The sequence below is a fragment of the Kitasatospora sp. NPDC008115 genome, assembly GCF_042957205.1.
Taxonomy (GTDB): domain Bacteria; phylum Actinomycetota; class Actinomycetes; order Streptomycetales; family Streptomycetaceae; genus Kitasatospora.
Genome location: NZ_JBIBHU010000012.1, coordinates 149228 through 164810 on the forward strand (window position 1 = coordinate 149228; position 15583 = coordinate 164810).

The 15583-nt window shown below is 71.4% G+C and carries 14 protein-coding genes; 8 read left to right on the forward strand and 6 right to left on the reverse strand.

What is annotated here, in order from left to right; translation table 11 throughout:
• The first annotated feature begins 84 nt into the window (after nucleotides 1–84).
• From ACFZBX_RS17450 to ACFZBX_RS17465, 4 genes are read left to right on the forward strand one after another with little or no spacing between them, the layout of a single operon-like run.
• Nucleotides 85–1521 carry a glycosyltransferase family 2 protein gene (locus ACFZBX_RS17450; RefSeq protein WP_391534681.1) on the forward strand — a complete coding sequence of 479 codons (1437 nt, stop codon included), beginning with the start codon at nucleotides 85–87 and terminating at the stop codon, nucleotides 1519–1521.
• Nucleotides 1518–2612 carry a glycoside hydrolase family 26 protein gene (locus ACFZBX_RS17455; RefSeq protein WP_391534606.1) on the forward strand — a complete coding sequence of 365 codons (1095 nt, stop codon included), beginning with the start codon at nucleotides 1518–1520 and terminating at the stop codon, nucleotides 2610–2612. Before ACFZBX_RS17450 ends, ACFZBX_RS17455 begins: the two co-directional genes overlap by 4 nt.
• On the forward strand, nucleotides 2612–4399 hold the full coding sequence (locus ACFZBX_RS17460) for an ArnT family glycosyltransferase (RefSeq protein WP_391534607.1): 1788 nt from the start codon (nucleotides 2612–2614) through the stop codon (nucleotides 4397–4399). Before ACFZBX_RS17455 ends, ACFZBX_RS17460 begins: the two co-directional genes overlap by 1 nt.
• Before the next feature lie 2 nt (nucleotides 4400–4401).
• Nucleotides 4402–6108 carry a glycosyltransferase family 39 protein gene (locus ACFZBX_RS17465; protein WP_391534608.1) on the forward strand — a complete coding sequence of 569 codons (1707 nt, stop codon included), beginning with the start codon at nucleotides 4402–4404 and terminating at the stop codon, nucleotides 6106–6108.
• Between the two features lie 4 nt (nucleotides 6109–6112).
• On the opposite strand, the gene ACFZBX_RS17470 is transcribed toward ACFZBX_RS17465, so the two are convergent.
• Nucleotides 6113–6607: a GNAT family N-acetyltransferase gene (locus tag ACFZBX_RS17470; protein ID WP_391534609.1), complete on the reverse strand. Its 495-nt coding sequence runs from the start codon at nucleotides 6605–6607 to the stop codon at nucleotides 6113–6115.
• Nucleotides 6550–6939 (reverse strand): hypothetical protein, encoded by a 390-nt coding sequence (locus ACFZBX_RS17475; RefSeq protein WP_391534610.1) that lies wholly within the window; start codon nucleotides 6937–6939, stop codon nucleotides 6550–6552. The genes ACFZBX_RS17470 and ACFZBX_RS17475 overlap by 58 nt, the downstream gene beginning before the upstream one ends.
• Nucleotides 6940–7032: 93 nt before the next feature.
• Here ACFZBX_RS17475 and ACFZBX_RS17480 point away from each other — a divergent pair, with 93 nt between their 5' ends.
• Entirely contained in the window at nucleotides 7033–8004 is a 972-nt protein-coding gene (locus tag ACFZBX_RS17480) for a helix-turn-helix domain-containing protein (protein WP_391534611.1), read from the forward strand.
• Between the two features lie 54 nt (nucleotides 8005–8058).
• On the opposite strand, the gene ACFZBX_RS17485 is transcribed toward ACFZBX_RS17480, so the two are convergent.
• The 4 genes from ACFZBX_RS17485 to ACFZBX_RS17500 all read right to left on the reverse strand — a co-directional run bounded on the left by ACFZBX_RS17485 (nucleotide 8059) and on the right by ACFZBX_RS17500 (nucleotide 12017).
• Nucleotides 8059–8874, reverse strand: a complete 816-nt coding sequence (locus ACFZBX_RS17485) for a histidine phosphatase family protein (RefSeq protein ID WP_391534612.1) — start codon at nucleotides 8872–8874, stop codon at nucleotides 8059–8061.
• A 168-nt stretch (nucleotides 8875–9042) separates the two neighbouring features.
• Entirely contained in the window at nucleotides 9043–10593 is a 1551-nt protein-coding gene (gene mctP, locus ACFZBX_RS17490) for a monocarboxylate uptake permease MctP (RefSeq protein ID WP_391534682.1), read from the reverse strand.
• A gap of 59 nt (nucleotides 10594–10652) precedes the next feature.
• Complete coding sequence (locus tag ACFZBX_RS17495) at nucleotides 10653–10934, reverse strand: DUF3311 domain-containing protein (protein ID WP_391534613.1); 282 nt, start codon at nucleotides 10932–10934, stop codon at nucleotides 10653–10655.
• A gap of 291 nt (nucleotides 10935–11225) precedes the next feature.
• Nucleotides 11226–12017 carry a GntR family transcriptional regulator gene (locus ACFZBX_RS17500; protein WP_391534614.1) on the reverse strand — a complete coding sequence of 264 codons (792 nt, stop codon included), beginning with the start codon at nucleotides 12015–12017 and terminating at the stop codon, nucleotides 11226–11228.
• A gap of 339 nt (nucleotides 12018–12356) precedes the next feature.
• On the opposite strand from ACFZBX_RS17500, the gene ACFZBX_RS17505 reads away from it, so the two are divergent.
• The 3 genes from ACFZBX_RS17505 to ACFZBX_RS17515 all read left to right on the forward strand — a co-directional run bounded on the left by ACFZBX_RS17505 (nucleotide 12357) and on the right by ACFZBX_RS17515 (nucleotide 15583).
• Entirely contained in the window at nucleotides 12357–13643 is a 1287-nt protein-coding gene (locus ACFZBX_RS17505) for an extracellular solute-binding protein (protein ID WP_391534615.1), read from the forward strand.
• Nucleotides 13644–13733: 90 nt separating this feature from the next.
• On the forward strand, nucleotides 13734–14759 hold the full coding sequence (locus ACFZBX_RS17510; RefSeq protein ID WP_391534616.1) for a carbohydrate ABC transporter permease: 1026 nt from the start codon (nucleotides 13734–13736) through the stop codon (nucleotides 14757–14759).
• Nucleotides 14756–15583, forward strand: coding sequence for a carbohydrate ABC transporter permease (locus tag ACFZBX_RS17515; protein WP_391534617.1), 828 nt, complete (start codon nucleotides 14756–14758; stop codon nucleotides 15581–15583). The genes ACFZBX_RS17510 and ACFZBX_RS17515 overlap by 4 nt, the downstream gene beginning before the upstream one ends.

Below are 15583 nucleotides of genomic sequence, written 5' to 3' on the forward strand. Positions count from 1 at the left end.
GCGATGCTGCTGCCGGCGCCGCCCACTTCGCAGGAGAAGTACAGCTACACCATCCGGCACCAGTGGGTGCTGACCCTCTGTTCGATGGTGAGCTTCGGGTGCCTGGTGGTCAGCCAGGCCGAGCTGTACTCGCTCGGGTCGTGGTTCTGGCTCTGCGTGCCGTTCCTGTTCTTCACGGTCGTCTACTACGTGGTGTCGCTGCGGGTGAACAGCTTCACCCCCAACTTCGACGTCAAGGAGCACCGCCGGCTGGTGCGGAAGTGGGACCCCGCCGAGTACCCGACGGTGGACGTGTTCCTGCCGGTCTGCGGCGAGCCGATCGAGGTGCTGCACAACACCTGGACGTACGTGCGGAAGATGGCCGAGCACTACCCGGGCCTGGTCATGCCGTACGTCCTGGACGACGCGGCGAGCCCGGAGGTCGAGGCGATGGCCGCGGACTTCGGGTTCCGGTACGGCGTGCGGGACAACCGCGGCTGGTTCAAGAAGGCCGGCAACCTGCACTACGGCTTCGGCCGCTCGGACGGCGAGTTCATCCTCATCCTGGACGCCGACTTCGCGCCCCGGCACGACCTGCTGCACGAGGTGCTGCCGTACCTCCAGCGGGACCCGAAGCTGGGCATCGTGCAGTCCCCGCAGTTCTTCCGGGTGCTGGACTCGCAGAACTGGGTCGAGCGCGGCGCCGGTGCCATCCAGGAGCTCTTCTACCGCTCGGTGCAGGTCGCCCGGCAGCGCAACGACGGCGCGATCTGCGTCGGCAGCTGCGCGGTCTACCGGCGGGCCGCACTGGTGGAGAACGGCGGCACCACGCTGATCGCCCACTCCGAGGACGTGCACACCGGCTTCGACCTGCGGGCGCTGGGCTGGGACCTGCAGTACGTCCCGGTGGCCCTGTCCACCGGCGTCTGCCCGGACAACGCCGCCGCGTTCCAGAACCAGCAGTACCGCTGGTGCATGGGCTCGATGTCGCTGATGACCAGCCGCAAGTTCTGGCACACCAAGCTCGACTTCACCACCCGGCTCTGCTACATCTCCGGGTTCCTCTACTACATCCACACCGCGCTGCTGACCTTCGCGCTGCCGATGCTGCCGATCATGCTGCTGCTCTGGCGGCCGGACCTGCTGCAGGTGCAGCACCTGGTCCTGGTGCTGCCCAGCCTGGTGTACGCGACCGTGATCTTCCCGCTCTGGCACCGGGCGCCGTACCGGCTGGAGGCCTGGGCGGGCCGGATGATGTACGGCTGGGCACACTTCTTCGCGGTCTGGGACCTGGTCCGGGGCCGCCAGCGCGGCTGGCAGCCGACCGGCTCCAACAAGGCCAAGAACCGCCAGCGGCGGTTCTGGACCGGCGTCATCGTCTGGGGCGGCGGCACCGCGCTGGTCTGGGTGGTCGCGGCGGTCTACCGGATGTTCACGCTGTACCCGCTGGACTTCGCCCTGGTGCTCTCCTCGGGCCTGTTCTACGCGGTGACGGTCGGCCGCATCCTCATCCAGCCCCGATCCCAGGACGCCGTGGCATGAGCCTCCCCACCCGCACCGCCGGCGCCGGCCGCCGGGTGCGTGCCGCCCTGTTCCGCGCCTTCGCGGCGGCCCTGCTGGTGCTGCCGCTGGCCGCCTGCGACCTGCTCGGGGAGAAGCCGCTGGGCCCCGCGGCCGCGGCCGGCCCCGCCGCCGCGCCGTCCGCCGGGGCCACCGCCACGGGGACCGGCACCGCGACGGCCGCCCCGACGAAGACCGCCACCCCCGACGCCGCGCTGCCGTACGACGTCCGCCCGCTGCTCAAGCCGGCCAACAAGTACCTGGGCGTGGCCGTCGACGGCGCCCCGGCCTCGATGGCCGGCGTCGACGAGTTCGCCGGCCGGATCGGCAAGCGGCCGAACATCGTCGAGTACTACTCGGGCTGGGGCGACGAGTACGACGTCCAGGGCGTGACCAACGCCTGGCAGGGCGGCGCGCTGCCGTTCATCGCCTGGGAGCCCTACAAGACGCCGCTCGCCGACATCGCGGCGGGCAAGCACGACGACTACGTCAAGCGCTACGCGGCGGCCGTCCGCAACACCAACGTGCCGGTCGCGATCAGCTTCGCCCACGAGTTCAACGGCACCTGGTACGACTGGGGCACCAAGAACGCCACGGCCGCCGAGTTCGTCGCCGCCTACCAGCACCTGCACGACGTCTTCACCCAGCTCGGCGTCGGCCAGGTGATCTGGGTCTGGAGCCCGAACAGCATCAACCCGGTGCCGGCGGTGGCGCTCAAGCCGTACTACCCCGGCGACACCTACGTCGACTGGGTGGGCATCGTCGCCTACTACACCCACCTTGAGGCCGGCACCTTCGACACCCTCTACACGCCCACCCTCAACCAGATCCGCACCTTCACCAACAAGCCGTGGATCATCGCCGAGACGGGCTCCGAGCCGGGCACCCGCAAGGTGTCCGACATCTACAACCTCGCCGCGAACGTGATCAAGCGTCCCGACTGCCTGGGCTTCATCTGGTTCAACCTCAACAAGGAGGTCGACTGGCGGATCGAGGACGACCCGAAGTCCCAGAACGCCTTCAAGCAGGCGGTCTCCGACGGCCGCTACAGCTTCGATGTGAAGAGCCCCTGATGACGTCCATCCCCACGCCCCGCAACCCCCTCGCCGAGGAGGCGCCGGTCCGGGTGCCCGACACCGGCGGCTCGTGGTTCGAGGGCCACCCGGCGCCGCCGTTCCCCCAGCAGGGGGAACGGCCTGACGACGGCGTCCGGTTCACCGACCACCCGGACGACGAGGACCCGGCCGACGAGCCGGCCGATGGTCCGGCCGTGGGCGAACCCGAGGACGGCGGCCCCCAGGACGGCGGCCGGCCCGAGGGCCCCGGCTACACCCTGCCGCCGGTGCCCGAGGCCAGCTGGACGCTCGACTCCGGCCGCCGCCGCTCCTGGATCAGCCGCGCGCTGCTGCTGGGCATCCTGCTGATCCAGACCGCGATGTCCGTCCGGCTGTCGAACACCGCGTTCCAGGACGAGGCGCTCTACATGTACGCCGGGCACGCGCAGCTCTCGCACTGGCTCTACGACACCCCCCTGCCGAAGGACTACAACACCTACTTCTCCGGCGCGCCGACCCTCTACCCGATCGCCGCCGCGGTGGTGGAGAACCACTTCGGCATGCTCGGCGTGCGGCTGTTCAGCCTGTTCTGCATGCTGGGCTCGACCGCGCTGCTCTACGGCTTCAGCCGCCGCCTGTTCAACGAGCGGGTGGCGCTCGGCGCCGCGGCGATGTTCGCGGTGACCCAGTCGACCGTGACGCTCGGCTTCTTCGCCACCTACGACGCCCCGGCGGTGCTGCTGCTCGCCGTGGCGGTCTGGATCGTGGTGCGCACCGACCGGGCACCCGCGGCCGCCGTGCTGCTCGCCGCGCCGTTCGCGGTGCTGGCGGTCGGGCTGAAGTACGCCTCGGCGCTCTACCTGCCCAGCCTGGTCCTGCTGGCGGTGCTGACCGGGCGGCGGGACAAGAACCGCCAGCCGCTGCTGCGCGGCGTGCTGCTCGCGGTCGGCGCGGGCGGCCTGCTCTGGCTGGGGATGGCCTTCACCGACGTCCTCAAGGGCGTTCGGGCGACCACCACCCAGCGTGCGCACGGCACCGAGCCCTGGACCGAACTGGCGCGCCAGTGCGTGGAGTTCGGCGGCCTGATGTTCGTCACCGCGGTCGGCGGCGCGATCGCGTACGCGCTGCGCGGGCGGATGAACGAGTCGCCGCTGGTGCGCACGATGACCGGGCCCGGCCGCCGCCGCCGGGTCCTGCTCGGCCTGCTGCTGACCGGCACCGCGCTGCTCGCCCCCGCCTACCAGATGCACCTCAACACCTCGGTGGCGCTGTACAAGCACCTCGGCTTCGGCCTGCTGTTCGCCGCCCCGATGGCCGGCATCGGTCTGGCCCGGCTGGTCGGACCGCACTTCAGGCACCCGCAACTGGGCATCCTGCTCTGGGTGGTGACGCTCGCCCTGGGCCTGAGCCAGTCGACCTGGCGGTTCGACACCTGGCCCGACTCCACCCGGATGACCGAGGTGGTGCGCCAGCACGTCACCAGCACCGGCCGCTACCTGGCCTCGGCCGACAACGTCCCGGTCTACTACACCCGCGACCTGACGCTGCAGAGCCAGTGGACGTCCACCTACGGCATCGGGTACGTCGACCGGGCCGGCGCGCTGCACACCGGCGACGACGGCTACCGGACCGCCATCGCGGACGGCTGGTTCGACCTCGTGGTGCTCGACGGTGTCGCCACCCCGGACACCGACCGGGTGGTGGCGGAGGCGATCGCGCAGAGCCCGCACTACCGGCTGCTCGGGCGCATTCCCTTCACACACGTCGGTGGAACCGGGTACTACCGGATCTGGGTCAAACAGTAGCGATGACCACCCCCATACGGGCGACGGCCGGCCCGGCGGACCCGCCGCCGGAGCCGAGCCACCCGCCGAAGCCCCCGTTCCCGCCCGCGCCGCCCGCGCCGCCCGCCCCGGCGGTGCCGCCGGGCGCGGTGCCGCCGGGCCGGGCCGTGCCGCCACCGGCCGTGCCGGACGGCGACGAGCAGGCCCCGCACTGGCGCGCCACGCTGGGCGTCGCCCTGCCGCCGGTCCTGCTCACCCTGGCGCTCTGCCTCTACGGCATCGGGGACCGCCAGCTCTGGCGCGACGAGCACGCCTCCTGGTGGGCGGCCACCCTGTCCTGGTCCGACCTCGGCGCGCTGCTCGGGAACATGGACCTGGTGCTGGCGCCCTACTACGTGCTGCTGCGCCTGTGGATCGCCGTCGCGGGCGACTCCGAGGCCGCGCTGCGGCTGCCCTCGGCGCTCGCCATGGCCGCCGCCGCCGGCTGCGTGGCCCTGCTCGGGCGGCGGCTGCTCTCACCGCGGGCCGGGCTGCTCGGCGGCCTGCTGTTCGCCGTCTGCCCCGCGATCACCTGGTACGGCCAGGACGCCCGCCCGTACGCCTTCGCCGTGCTGGCGGCCGCCGGCAGCACCCTGCTGCTGGCCCGGCTCGTGCACGACCGCCCGGGGGCGGTCCCGGCCGCCCCGCGCACCGTCCTGCTCGCCTGGGCCGGCTACGGGCTCACCGTGGTCGCCATGGGGCTGACCCACGTGGTGACGCTGATGGTGCTGCCCGGCCACCTGCTGCTGGTGGCCCGCGAGTTCCGCCGCGCACCGGCCGCGCCGCAGGACGGCGGCGCCCGCTGGATGCTGCTCGGCCGGTGGGCGCTGGCCTCGGCGGGGGCGGTGCTGCTGCTGAGCCCGCTGCTGCTGCTCGGCGCCGGCCAGAGCGGGCAGATCGCCTGGAACGAGCGGGACTGGGACGACCTCGGCATGCTGGTCACGGACCTGGCCGGGTCCGCCGCGCTGGGCTGGACGCTGCTGGTGGTGGCGGTGCTGGGCGCGGCGAGCCTGCTGGTGCTGCGGCAGCGGGGCGCCGGGCTGCTGATCTGCTGGGCGCTGCTGCCGGTGCTGCTGACCCTGGGGACCGCGCACTGGCTGCATCTGTTCCTCGCCCGCTACCTGCTCTTCACGGTGCCCGCCTGGGCCCTGCTGGGCGCCGAGGCGGTCGGGCGGCTGCCCGGCCTGGTCGCCCGGTTCACCGCCTCCGGGACGCCGCCGCGCTGGGTGGCCGGGCCGGCCCCCCTGGTGGCGGCCCTCGCGCTGGCCGGCGTGCTCTCCTGGCCCACCCAGGCGTCCGTGCGCGAGGACCTGCCCGGCGAGGCGGACGCCCGGGCCGCGGCCCGGCTGATCGGCGAGGGCGTGCGCCCGGGCGACGGCGTGGTCTACGAGCCGGGCAGCTCGCTGCGCCGCTCCCTGGCCTACGAGCTGCGCGGGCGGCCGGCGCCCGCGGACGTCCTGCTGTCGGTCTCCGCCGAGCAGGCCGGCAGCTTCGGCGCGCTGGAGTGCGAGGACCCGGCCCGCTGCCTGGCCGGCACCCGGCGGGTCTGGCTGCTGGTGTCCGGCGGCGACCGCCGGCCGTTCGGCGCCGTCTCGGACAAGGTGGCCAAGGAGCTGAACGCCTTCCGCCCGGTCCGCACCGAGAACCTGCCCCACCTGCGGCTGGTGCTGCTGGAGCGCAAGGGCCGGTGAGCGGTCAGAAGGCCAGGCTGTAGACCATCAGGTCGACGCCCGGGACCGGCGACCAGTCCCGCTCCGGGGCGCGGCGGAAGCCGACCCGCTCGTAGAGCCGGTGCGCGGTGGTCATCTCCCGCTGGGTGGAGAACGCCATGCCGGCCAGGCCGAGTTCGCGGCTGCGGGCGAGCGCGGCGCGCACCATGGCCTCGCCGGCGCCCCGCCCGCGGGCGGCCGGGGCGGTGGCGAGCATCCGGATCTCGCCCTCCTCGGGGGTGGCGATGTCCGACCAGCGGGTGCCGCCGACCGCGAAGGTGACGCAGCCGAGGACCGTCCCGTCGGCCGCGTCCACCGCGACCAGGAGTTCGGCCTCGGCGGCCCGGACGGCCGCGTCGCGCAGTCGCTGCGCGTACGGGCCCTCGGGCGAGGTGAAGCCGCCGCCGACGAAGGCCTCGACGGTTATGCGGCCGGCTTCCTCGAACTCCTCGGCGCGGGCCGGGCGGATGACGATGTCCATCCGGTCAGTGTGCCGGAGTCCCGCGGTACGGCGCTGAGCGGGGTGCGGGCCTCCGCTTCCATGACGGGGACGGCGGTGGTGGTGGCGGTGATCGTGACGGTGGCGGCGGTAGTGGCGGGGTCGGCGGACGGGCGGAGCGAGGCGGCGGGCATGGTGCCGTGGAGCCGGTCGGGCAGTGCGGGGTCCGCAGGGTAGCCGCCCGGACGGTGCCAGTTGTCACGTCCGGTGGCCTTCTGCCGCGCCACGTCGCGTCCGATCAGTCCGCCGAGCAGGCCGAAGCCGCCGACGGCCCCGAGCAGGGCGAGTGCGCTGGCGAGCGTGTCGGAATCCATGGCTCCACTCTCCCGGCGCCGCGGGGCCGGGGCGAGTGGCAGGAACGCCCGATGGCATCGAAAAACTGCCACCGCGCCGGTTACCCTGGCGGCATGCTGAAGAACGTCGTGGCCGTGGTCATGGAGGACGTCCACCCCTTCGAACTCGGGGTCGCCTGCGAGGTGTTCGGGCTGGACCGGAGCGACGACGGGCTGCCCGCCTACGACTTCGCGATCGCCGGCGCCCGGCCCGGCCCGCACCGCACCCACGCCGGCTTCGCCGTCGACGTCCCGCACGGGCCCGAACGGCTCGCCGCCGCCGACCTGGTGGTGGTCACCGCCACCTCGCTGCGGGGCGACTACCCGCAGCCGCTGCTGGACGCGCTGCGGGCGGCCGTCGAGGGCGGCGCCCGGGCGCTGTCCATCTGCAGCGGCGCCTTCGTGCTCGGCGCCGCGGGCCTGCTGGACGGCCGCCGGGCCACCACCCACTGGCGGTACACCACCGAGCTGGGCGCCCGCCATCCGAGGACCACCGTCGAGCCGGACGTCCTCTACGTGGACGACGACCCGGTGATCACCTCCGCCGGTACGGCGGCCGGCATCGACGCCTGCCTGCACCTGGTGCGCAAGGTGCAGGGCGCCGAGGTGGCCCGCGGGATCGCCCGCCGGATGGTGGTGGCGCCGCACCGGGAGGGCGGGCAGGCCCAGTTCGTGCACCGGCCGCTGCCGGAGGGCGACGGCGAGTCGCTGGCGCCGCTGCTCGACTGGATGCGCCACCACCTGGACGAGGAGACGACCGTCGAGCAGCTGGCCGCCCGGGTCCACATGTCGCCGCGCACCTTCGCCCGGCGCTTCCACCAGGAGACCGGCACCACCCCGCACCGCTGGCTGACCGGGCAGCGGCTGCTGCTCGCCCAGCGGCTGCTGGAGTCGACCACCGAGCCGGTGGACGCCGTCGCCGCCCGCTGCGGCTTCGGCAACGCGGCCACCCTGCGCCACCACTTCGGCCGCCGGCTGGGCACCACGCCGCTGGCCTACCGCCGCTGCTTCGCCGAGCCCGCCGCCCCGGCCGCCACCCGGGTCTGAGCCCCGGAGCCCGGGCATCCCGGGGCCCGGGCGTCCCGGAGCCCGGGCCCGCGCTCAGCCCGCGTCCTCCAGGTGCCCGGTCTGGTTCCAGCGGTCCGGCCGCAGCCGGCCGCCCTCGGCCCGCCAGACGCTGGCGGAGCAGTTGCGCACCGGCTCCAGCGCGGTCAGCTGCTCCTCGGTGAGCCGGTCCAGCACGTACCGCAGCATGAGCACCGTGCAGTCGTGCGCGACCACCAGCACCGGCCGCCCGGCCTCCTCCGCGCAGATGTCGCGCAGCACGCTGCGCACCCGCAGCGCCACGTCCGCCCAGGACTCGCCGCCGGGCGGGCGGTAGTACAGCTCGCCCATCTTCCGCCGCCGGGCCGCCTCCTCGGGGTGCCCGGTCTCGATCGCGGCCTTGGGCAGCATCTCCAGGATGCCGAGCTCGCGGTCGCGCAGCCGCTCGTCGTAGCGGACGGCGAGCGAGACCGGGACGGCGCCGAGGCCGGCGGCCTGGGCGAGCGCGATCCGGGCGGTCTCGGCGGTGCGCACGTAGGGCGAGCACCAGACGCTGCGCGGCCGGTCGGCGCTGGGCAGGGCGGCCCACCAGCGGCCGAGCGCGTGGGCCTGCTGCTGGCCGTGCATGGAGAGCGGGATGTCCGCGTCCCGGCTGGTGATCGGGACGGTGAGCGCGCCGGCCGCCTCGGCGAGCTGGAACTCGACGTTGGCGGTGGACTCGCCGTGGCGGGTGGCGATCAGCACCGACGGGACGGGCGGCGGCCCGACGGCCGTGGTGGCCGCGACGGCGCCCGCGGTCCGGTGCGGGACGGCCGGCCGGTGCCGTCCGTCGGTGTGGTGCTGGCCGTTGAGGGTGGTGCCGAGTTCTGCCATCTGCCGCCGCTCCCCGTGGGTCGTTCAGTTGCCGGCCGGTTGCCGGTCCGGTCTGGTTGGTGCCCTGAGTGTGGTGTCCCATGCACGCGGCTGTTCATACATATGATCGCGCCGCCCCCTCCAGTGTTGATGGAGGAGACGGCGCGACCACAGGGCGCGCGGGGCGTATCAGTGCGCCGCCACGGGCTCCGGCGCGTTCTCCGGCTCCTCGTCGCCGCCCTCGGCGCCGTAGTCGCCCGGCCGGGTCTCGTCCGGCCCGTCCGGCGCCTTCACGGCGCGCAGGACCAGGGTGAGCGCCACCGAGACCAGCAGGTTGAGGACGAAGGCGGTGAGCCCGATGTAGCCGATCTCGCCGATCCCGGGGATCTCGGCGGCGTTCCCGCCGAAGTGCCGGGTCTTGGGGCTGGCGATCCCGTAGGCCACCCAGGTGCCGTAGACCATGCCGGCCGCCCAGCCGGCGAGCAGCGCCCAGTGGTGGAACCAGCGGGTGAACAGGCCGCCGACGATCGCGACGAAGGTCTGCAGGATCCACAGGCCGCCGAGCAGCTGGAGGTTGATCGCCGCCTGCTTGTCCATGCCGAGCACGAAGACCAGTGCGCCCACCTTGACCAGCAGCGACACCAGCTTGGCCACCCGGGTCTCGTCCGCCGGGGTGGCGGCGGGCCGCAGGTACTCCTTGTAGACGTTGCGGGTGAACAGGTTCGCCGCCGCGATGGACATGATCGCCGCCGGGACCAGCGCCCCGATGCCGATCGCCGCGAAGGCGACGCCGGTGAACCAGTCGGGGAACATGTTCTCGAACAGCTGCGGCACCGAGAGCTGGGTGTTGAAGTTCTTGTCGCCCTTGCCGATCCCGGCCGCGATCGCCATGAAGCCGAGCAGCGCGAGCAGCCCAAGCATCAGCGAGTACGCGGGCATGATCGCCATGTTCCGGCGCACGGTGTTGCGCGACCTGCTCGCCAGTACGCCGGTCACCGAGTGCGGGTAGAGGAAGAGCGCCATCGCCGAGCCGAGCGCCAGCGTGGCGTACGTCCACTGCTTGTTCTCCGGCAGGGTGAGCGAGCCGCCGGACTTGGGGGCGCTGAACCGCTCGCCGACCGCGTCGAAGATGTGGCCGTAGCCGCCGAGCCGGATCGGGATGTAGATCACCGCCACGATGATCACCAGGTAGACCAGGGTGTCCTTGACGAAGGCGATCAGCGCCGGCGCGCGCAGCCCCGAGGAGTAGGTGTACGCGGCGAGCACGCCGAAGGCGATGAACAGCGGCAGGTCCTTGACGAACCAGTTGGCGCTGTCGCCGCCGCCGACGCCCAGCACGTCCAGCACCGCCTGGATGCCGACCAGCTGGAGCGCGATGTACGGCATGGTGGCGAGGATGCCGGTCAGCGCGACCACCAGCGACAGCGGCCGGGAGCCGTAGCGCCCGCGCACGAAGTCGGCCGGGGTGACGTAGCCGTGCACCCGGGAGACCGACCAGAGCCGGGGGAGGAAGAGGAAGACCAGCGGGTAGGCGATGATCGTGTAGGGGACGGCGAAGAAGCCCGCGGCGCCGGTCGCGTAGACGGCGGCGGGGACGGCGACGAAGGTGTACGCGGTGTAGAGGTCGCCACCGAGCAGGAACCAGGTGATCCAGGTCCCGAAGCTGCGCCCGCCGAGGCCCCACTCGTCGAGGTGGAGCGCGTTGTCGGCGCGCCGCCACCGGGAGGCGAGGAAGCCCATCACGGTGACCAGCAGGAAGAAGAGGACGAAGACCGTCAGCGCGGGCACGTTGACCCCGTTCACCGGGCGCCACCCGCCTTCCGCGCCCGGGCGGCCCGGCGGGCCTTCTCGTCCCGGTTGACCAGCAGGTAGGCGGCGACCGTGAAGACGGCCGAGACCGGCACCCAGAGCAGCTGGTACCAGTAGAAGAACGGGACGCCGCCCGCCTCGGGGTCGGGTTTGTCGTACGAGCCCACCCAGAGCATCGCGACGATCGGCACCAGCAGGGCGAGCGCGGCCAGCACCCGCTCGGGGGTGACCGCCGGGAGGCCGGGGCCCGCGGGCTCGTCTGGCTCGGGCATGACAGGTTGGTCGGTGAGGTCTGACGACATGGTTCGGCTCCGCTTCGGAGGGTTCACCTCGCCGGCGCCGCAACCCCCGGGAGCCGCGTGCCCCCGTTGGTCCGCCGAGCAGCACCACTGGTGATCGGCAGTCAGTACGGATGCGGAATCTAGAGCATCACGTGATCCGTGTCACCGGATCCGGGGCAACTTCCCGCCAACCGGTCGCTCCGCGCGCCGGGCCGACGCAACGGGCCCCGGCGCGCGCCACTCGCACGCCGGGGCCCGGGGACGCGGACGCGCCGGGTCGGACTACTCCGGCCGCTTGAGCCGGGTGATGAACTTGTAGCGGTCGCCGCGGTAGATCGAGCGCACCCACTCGACCGGGTCGCCGTCCGGGTCGAAGGAGTGCCGGGAGAGCTGGAGCATCGGCAGGCCGAGGTCGGAGCCGAGCAGCCCGGCCTCGCGCGGGTTGGCGAGGGTGGTCTCGATGGTCTCCTCGGCCTCCGCCACGGTCACCCCGTAGACCTCGCGCAGCGCGGTGTAGAGCGAGTTGTGCTTGGCCAGGTTGCGGCGCAGGGCGGGGAACCGCTTGGCGGACAGGTGGGCCACCTCGATGGCCATCGGGTCGCCGTTGGCCAGCCGCAGGCGCTCGATCCGCAGCACCCGGCCGCCGGGCTTGATGTCCAGCAGCGGGGCCAGCCGGTCGTCGGCGGAGATGTAGCCGATCTCGATCAGCCGGGAGGTGGGCTCCAGGCCCTGGGCGCGCATGTCCTCGGTGTAGGAGGTGAGCTGGAGGGCCTGGGCCACCTTGGGCTTGGCGACGAAGGTGCCCTTGCCCTGGATGCGCTCCAGCCGGCCCTCGACGACCAGCTCCTGCAGTGCCTGCCGGACGGTGGTGCGGGAGGTGTCGAACTGCGCGGCCAGGGCCCGTTCGGGAGGTACCGGGGTGCCGGCGGGCTGGGTCTCGGTAAGCTGCAGCAGGTGGCGCTTGAGGCCGTAGTACTTCGGCACCCTGGCCGTCGGGTCCGCGCCGCCCTGGGGGGCGGGATTCCGCACCTGGGGGTCGTTGACCTGGGCCGTGCTGCCCCCGTCGCTGCTCATCGGACCTGTCTCCCGCTTCTCCCAGAGCTCTCGCGAAGCCCCACCGCATCATTAACGGCTCACATCGTTGCATGTATGGCTACGGAACGAATACCTCATCACGCGATGAACGATGTGCGGTGTCGGCTTGATAACGGGTGGTCCGGATCGGTCGAACAGCCGTTGACAGGCCCATTGGTCTAGGCCAAGCTCCAGGCATCTGGTCTACACCACTAGGCCGGTCACTATGAATCCCCCCACCCGTTCGCTGGAGCCCGCGGCACCATTCCTCCCACTTCGTGTGGGTATGCCGCCGCTGCCACCCGACGGGGGTAACCAGGCATCCCTCAGGAGGATGGCGTGAAGCGTCAGCTCATCGCGGCGGTCGGCGTCGCGGCCATGGTTGTTGGTCTCGCGGCCTGTGGCTCGGACGCCAAGAAGGAGGGCGACACCGGCTCGGCGTCCGCCGCCTCGGGCAAGAAGGACTACAACGGCAAGACGCTCAAGGTCTGGCTCATGAGCGGCTCGGCCCCCAAGGGCTGGACCGACTCGGTGAAGTCCGAGTTCGAGACGACCTACCCCGGCTCCAAGGTCGAGTTCCAGGAGCAGCAGTGGGACGGCATCGGCCAGAAGATCACCGCGGCGCTCTCCGAGGGCTCGGTCGACGTCGTCGAGGTCGGTAACACCCAGACCGCGGGCTACGCGGCCTCGGGCGGCCTGCTCGACATCACCAAGGACAAGTCGTACCTGGGCGGCGACGACTGGGCGAAGAACCAGAACGAGGCCGCCATCCTCGACGGCAAGCAGTACGCCGCGCCGTGGTGGGTCTCCAACCGCGTGGTCGCCTACAACAAGGACCTGTGGAAGGCCGCCGGCATCGCCGAGACGCCGAAGACCCTCGAGGAGTTCTACGCGGACCTCGAGAAGCTGAAGACCACCCCGGGCGTCGAGGACGCGCTCTACATGCCGGGCCAGGAGTGGTACGTCTACTTCGGCCTGCTCGCCACCGAGGGCGGCAACCTGGCGAAGAAGGAAGGCGACAAGTGGGTCGGCGGCCTGTCGTCGCCCGAGGCGCAGAAGGCCTTCGAGACCTACAAGACGCTGCAGAGCCACTCCAAGGCCCCGAAGGACAAGGACGAGGCGACCCCGCAGCAGAAGGACGTCTTCGCCAAGGGCAACGTCGGCACCATGATCGGCCTCGGCTGGGAGCTGCCGAAGGAGGAGGAGCTGTCGGCCAGCAAGATCGGCTTCTTCCCGCTGCCGGGCAAGACCGCTGACAAGCCCTCCGGCGTGTTCCTCGGTGGCTCGAACCTGGCGATCGCCCAGAACAGCAAGAACACCGACATGGCCAAGGACTTCCTGAAGGTCGCCCTCAACGACAAGAACGAGGGTCTGGTCGCCGCCGCCGGCAACATCCCGAACAAGGAGTCGCTGAGCGGCCAGGTCACCGGCGACTTCGCCAAGGCCGCCGTCCCCGCCTCCAAGCAGGGTGCGATCACCCCGAACACCCCGAACTGGGCCAGCGTCGAGGACAAGCCGAACCCGATCAAGGAGTTCCTGACCGCCGCCCTCCAGGGTGGCGACTACGCGGCCACGGCCAAGAAGTACGACGACGAGATCGCGAAGCGGCTCAACCAGAAGCAGTAAGGCATCGAGCGGCGTCGCTCACCGGCTCCCGGCGGGGGGCCGGTGGGCGGCGCCCGTCCGTCGTGGTCGGGTAATGAGGAAGTGAGAACGATGGCTGTGCATTCCGAGCGGGTGCACACACAGTCTCCGGATTCAGGGAAGGCTGCTGTGGCCACTATCAAGACGAGCGCCGGTGGTGGCGGCGCCAAGGGCACCCCGAAGAGCGCCAGACCGGCGGACGGCCGGAGCTTCGGCGCCAAGGCGGCCCCGTACCTGCTGCTGCTGCCGGCCACCCTGGCGACGCTCGCCCTGCTGGGCTGGCCGCTCCTGAAGACGATCGTTCTGTCGTTCCAGAACCTCAACAGGCGCCAGCTCGTCATGCACCTGACCGAGTGGAACGGCTTCGACAACTACAAGGAGCAGCTGACCGACCCGGACTTCTGGGCGGTCACCGGGCGCACGGTCGCGTTCACCCTGGTGAACGTCGTGCTGATCATGGGTGGCGGCACCCTGGTCGGCCTGCTGCTCAACCGCCTCGGCAAGAAGATGCGCCTGGTGCTCTCGGTCGGCCTGCTGATGGCCTGGGCGATGCCGGTGGTCGCCGCGACCACCGTCTACACCTGGCTGTTCGACCAGCAGTGGGGCGTCGTCAACTGGTTCCTCGACCAGCTCGGCTGGCACTCGATGGCCAACTACAACTGGATGAGCGACCAGTACTCGACCTTCTTCGTGATCATCCTGCTGATCGTCTGGCAGTCGATCCCGTTCGTCGCCTTCAACATGTACGCGGGTCTCACCACGATCCCGAAGGAGCTGTACGAGGCCGCCCGGATGGACGGCGCCGGCGCCTTCAAGATCTTCGGCTCGGTGGTCTTCCCCAGCCTGAAGCCCTTCTTCCTGGCCACGACCTTCCTTGAGGTCATCTGGGTCTTCAAGGCCTTCACCCAGGTCTACGCGATCAACGCGGGCGGCCCCGAGAACCTGACCCGGAACCTGCCCGTGCACGCCTTCCTCGAAGGGTCGTCGGGCCAGCACTACGGCGTCGGCTCCGCGATCGCCGTGCTCACCATCCTGATGCTGGTCGCGCTCATGGCGTACTACTTCCGCATCATGCTCAAGCAGGAGGACGAGCTGTGAGGCGCTCGCTCATCGGACGTACCTGGCCGAACGTCATCGCGGTCGTCCTCTTCGTCTTCTTCATCTTCCCCGTCTACTGGATGGTCGCGACGTCCTTCAAGAAGGACGGCGACATCATCAGCAAGACGCCGGTCTTCATCCCGTTGAACGGGACGTTGGACCACTACGTCACCGCGGTCCACGCCAAGGACTTCTGGACGTTCGTCGGCAACAGCTTCACCGTCACCATCGGCGCCGTCCTGGCCTCGCTGGTGATCGCGACCCTGGCCTCGTTCGCCATCGCCCGGATGAAGTTCCGCGGCCGCAAGACCTTCGTGCTGGTCGTGATGGCCGCGCAGATGGCGCCGTGGGAGGTCATGACCATCGCGGTCTACATGATCTCGCGCGACAACGAGATGCTGAACAGCCTGGTGCCGCTGACCCTCTTCTACATGATGATGGTGCTGCCCTTCACGATCTGGACGCTGCGCAGCTTCATCGCCGCGGTGCCAAAGGAGCTGGAGGAGTCGGCCATGGTGGACGGCTGCACCCGTACCCAGGCCTTCGTGAAGGTGATCTTCCCGCTGCTGGCCCCCGGTCTGATGTCGACCTCGCTGTTCGGCTTCATCACCGCGTGGAACGAGTTCCCGCTCGTCCTGATCCTGAACAAGGAGTCGGGCCAGACCCTGCCGCTGTGGCTGTCCTCCTTCAAGACCGCCTTCGGCAACGACTGGGGTGCCACCATGGCCGCGTCCACGATGTTCGCCATCCCGGTGCTGATCCTGTTCGTCTTCCTGCAGCGCAAGGCGGTCGGTGGCCTCACCGACGGCGCCGTGAAGGGCTGA

Bases quoted from the DNA above. Each gene is read 5' to 3' on its own strand.
- ACFZBX_RS17450 (WP_391534681.1), top strand. From the start codon at position 85: ATGGTGAGCTTCGGGTGCCTGGTGGTCAGCCAGGCCGAGCTGTACTCG.
- ACFZBX_RS17455 (WP_391534606.1), top strand. From the start codon at position 1,518: ATGAGCCTCCCCACCCGCACCGCCGGCGCCGGCCGCCGGGTGCGTGCC.
- ACFZBX_RS17460 (WP_391534607.1), top strand. From the start codon at position 2,612: ATGACGTCCATCCCCACGCCCCGCAACCCCCTCGCCGAGGAGGCGCCG.
- ACFZBX_RS17465 (WP_391534608.1), top strand. From the start codon at position 4,402: ATGACCACCCCCATACGGGCGACGGCCGGCCCGGCGGACCCGCCGCCG.
- ACFZBX_RS17470 (WP_391534609.1), bottom strand. From the start codon at position 6,607: ATGGACATCGTCATCCGCCCGGCCCGCGCCGAGGAGTTCGAGGAAGCC.
- ACFZBX_RS17475 (WP_391534610.1), bottom strand. From the start codon at position 6,939: ATGGATTCCGACACGCTCGCCAGCGCACTCGCCCTGCTCGGGGCCGTC.
- ACFZBX_RS17480 (WP_391534611.1), top strand. From the start codon at position 7,033: ATGCTGAAGAACGTCGTGGCCGTGGTCATGGAGGACGTCCACCCCTTC.
- ACFZBX_RS17485 (WP_391534612.1), bottom strand. From the start codon at position 8,874: ATGGCAGAACTCGGCACCACCCTCAACGGCCAGCACCACACCGACGGA.
- mctP (WP_391534682.1), bottom strand. From the start codon at position 10,593: ATGGGCTTCCTCGCCTCCCGGTGGCGGCGCGCCGACAACGCGCTCCAC.
- ACFZBX_RS17495 (WP_391534613.1), bottom strand. From the start codon at position 10,934: ATGCCCGAGCCAGACGAGCCCGCGGGCCCCGGCCTCCCGGCGGTCACC.
- ACFZBX_RS17500 (WP_391534614.1), bottom strand. From the start codon at position 12,017: ATGAGCAGCGACGGGGGCAGCACGGCCCAGGTCAACGACCCCCAGGTG.
- ACFZBX_RS17510 (WP_391534616.1), top strand. From the start codon at position 13,734: ATGGCTGTGCATTCCGAGCGGGTGCACACACAGTCTCCGGATTCAGGG.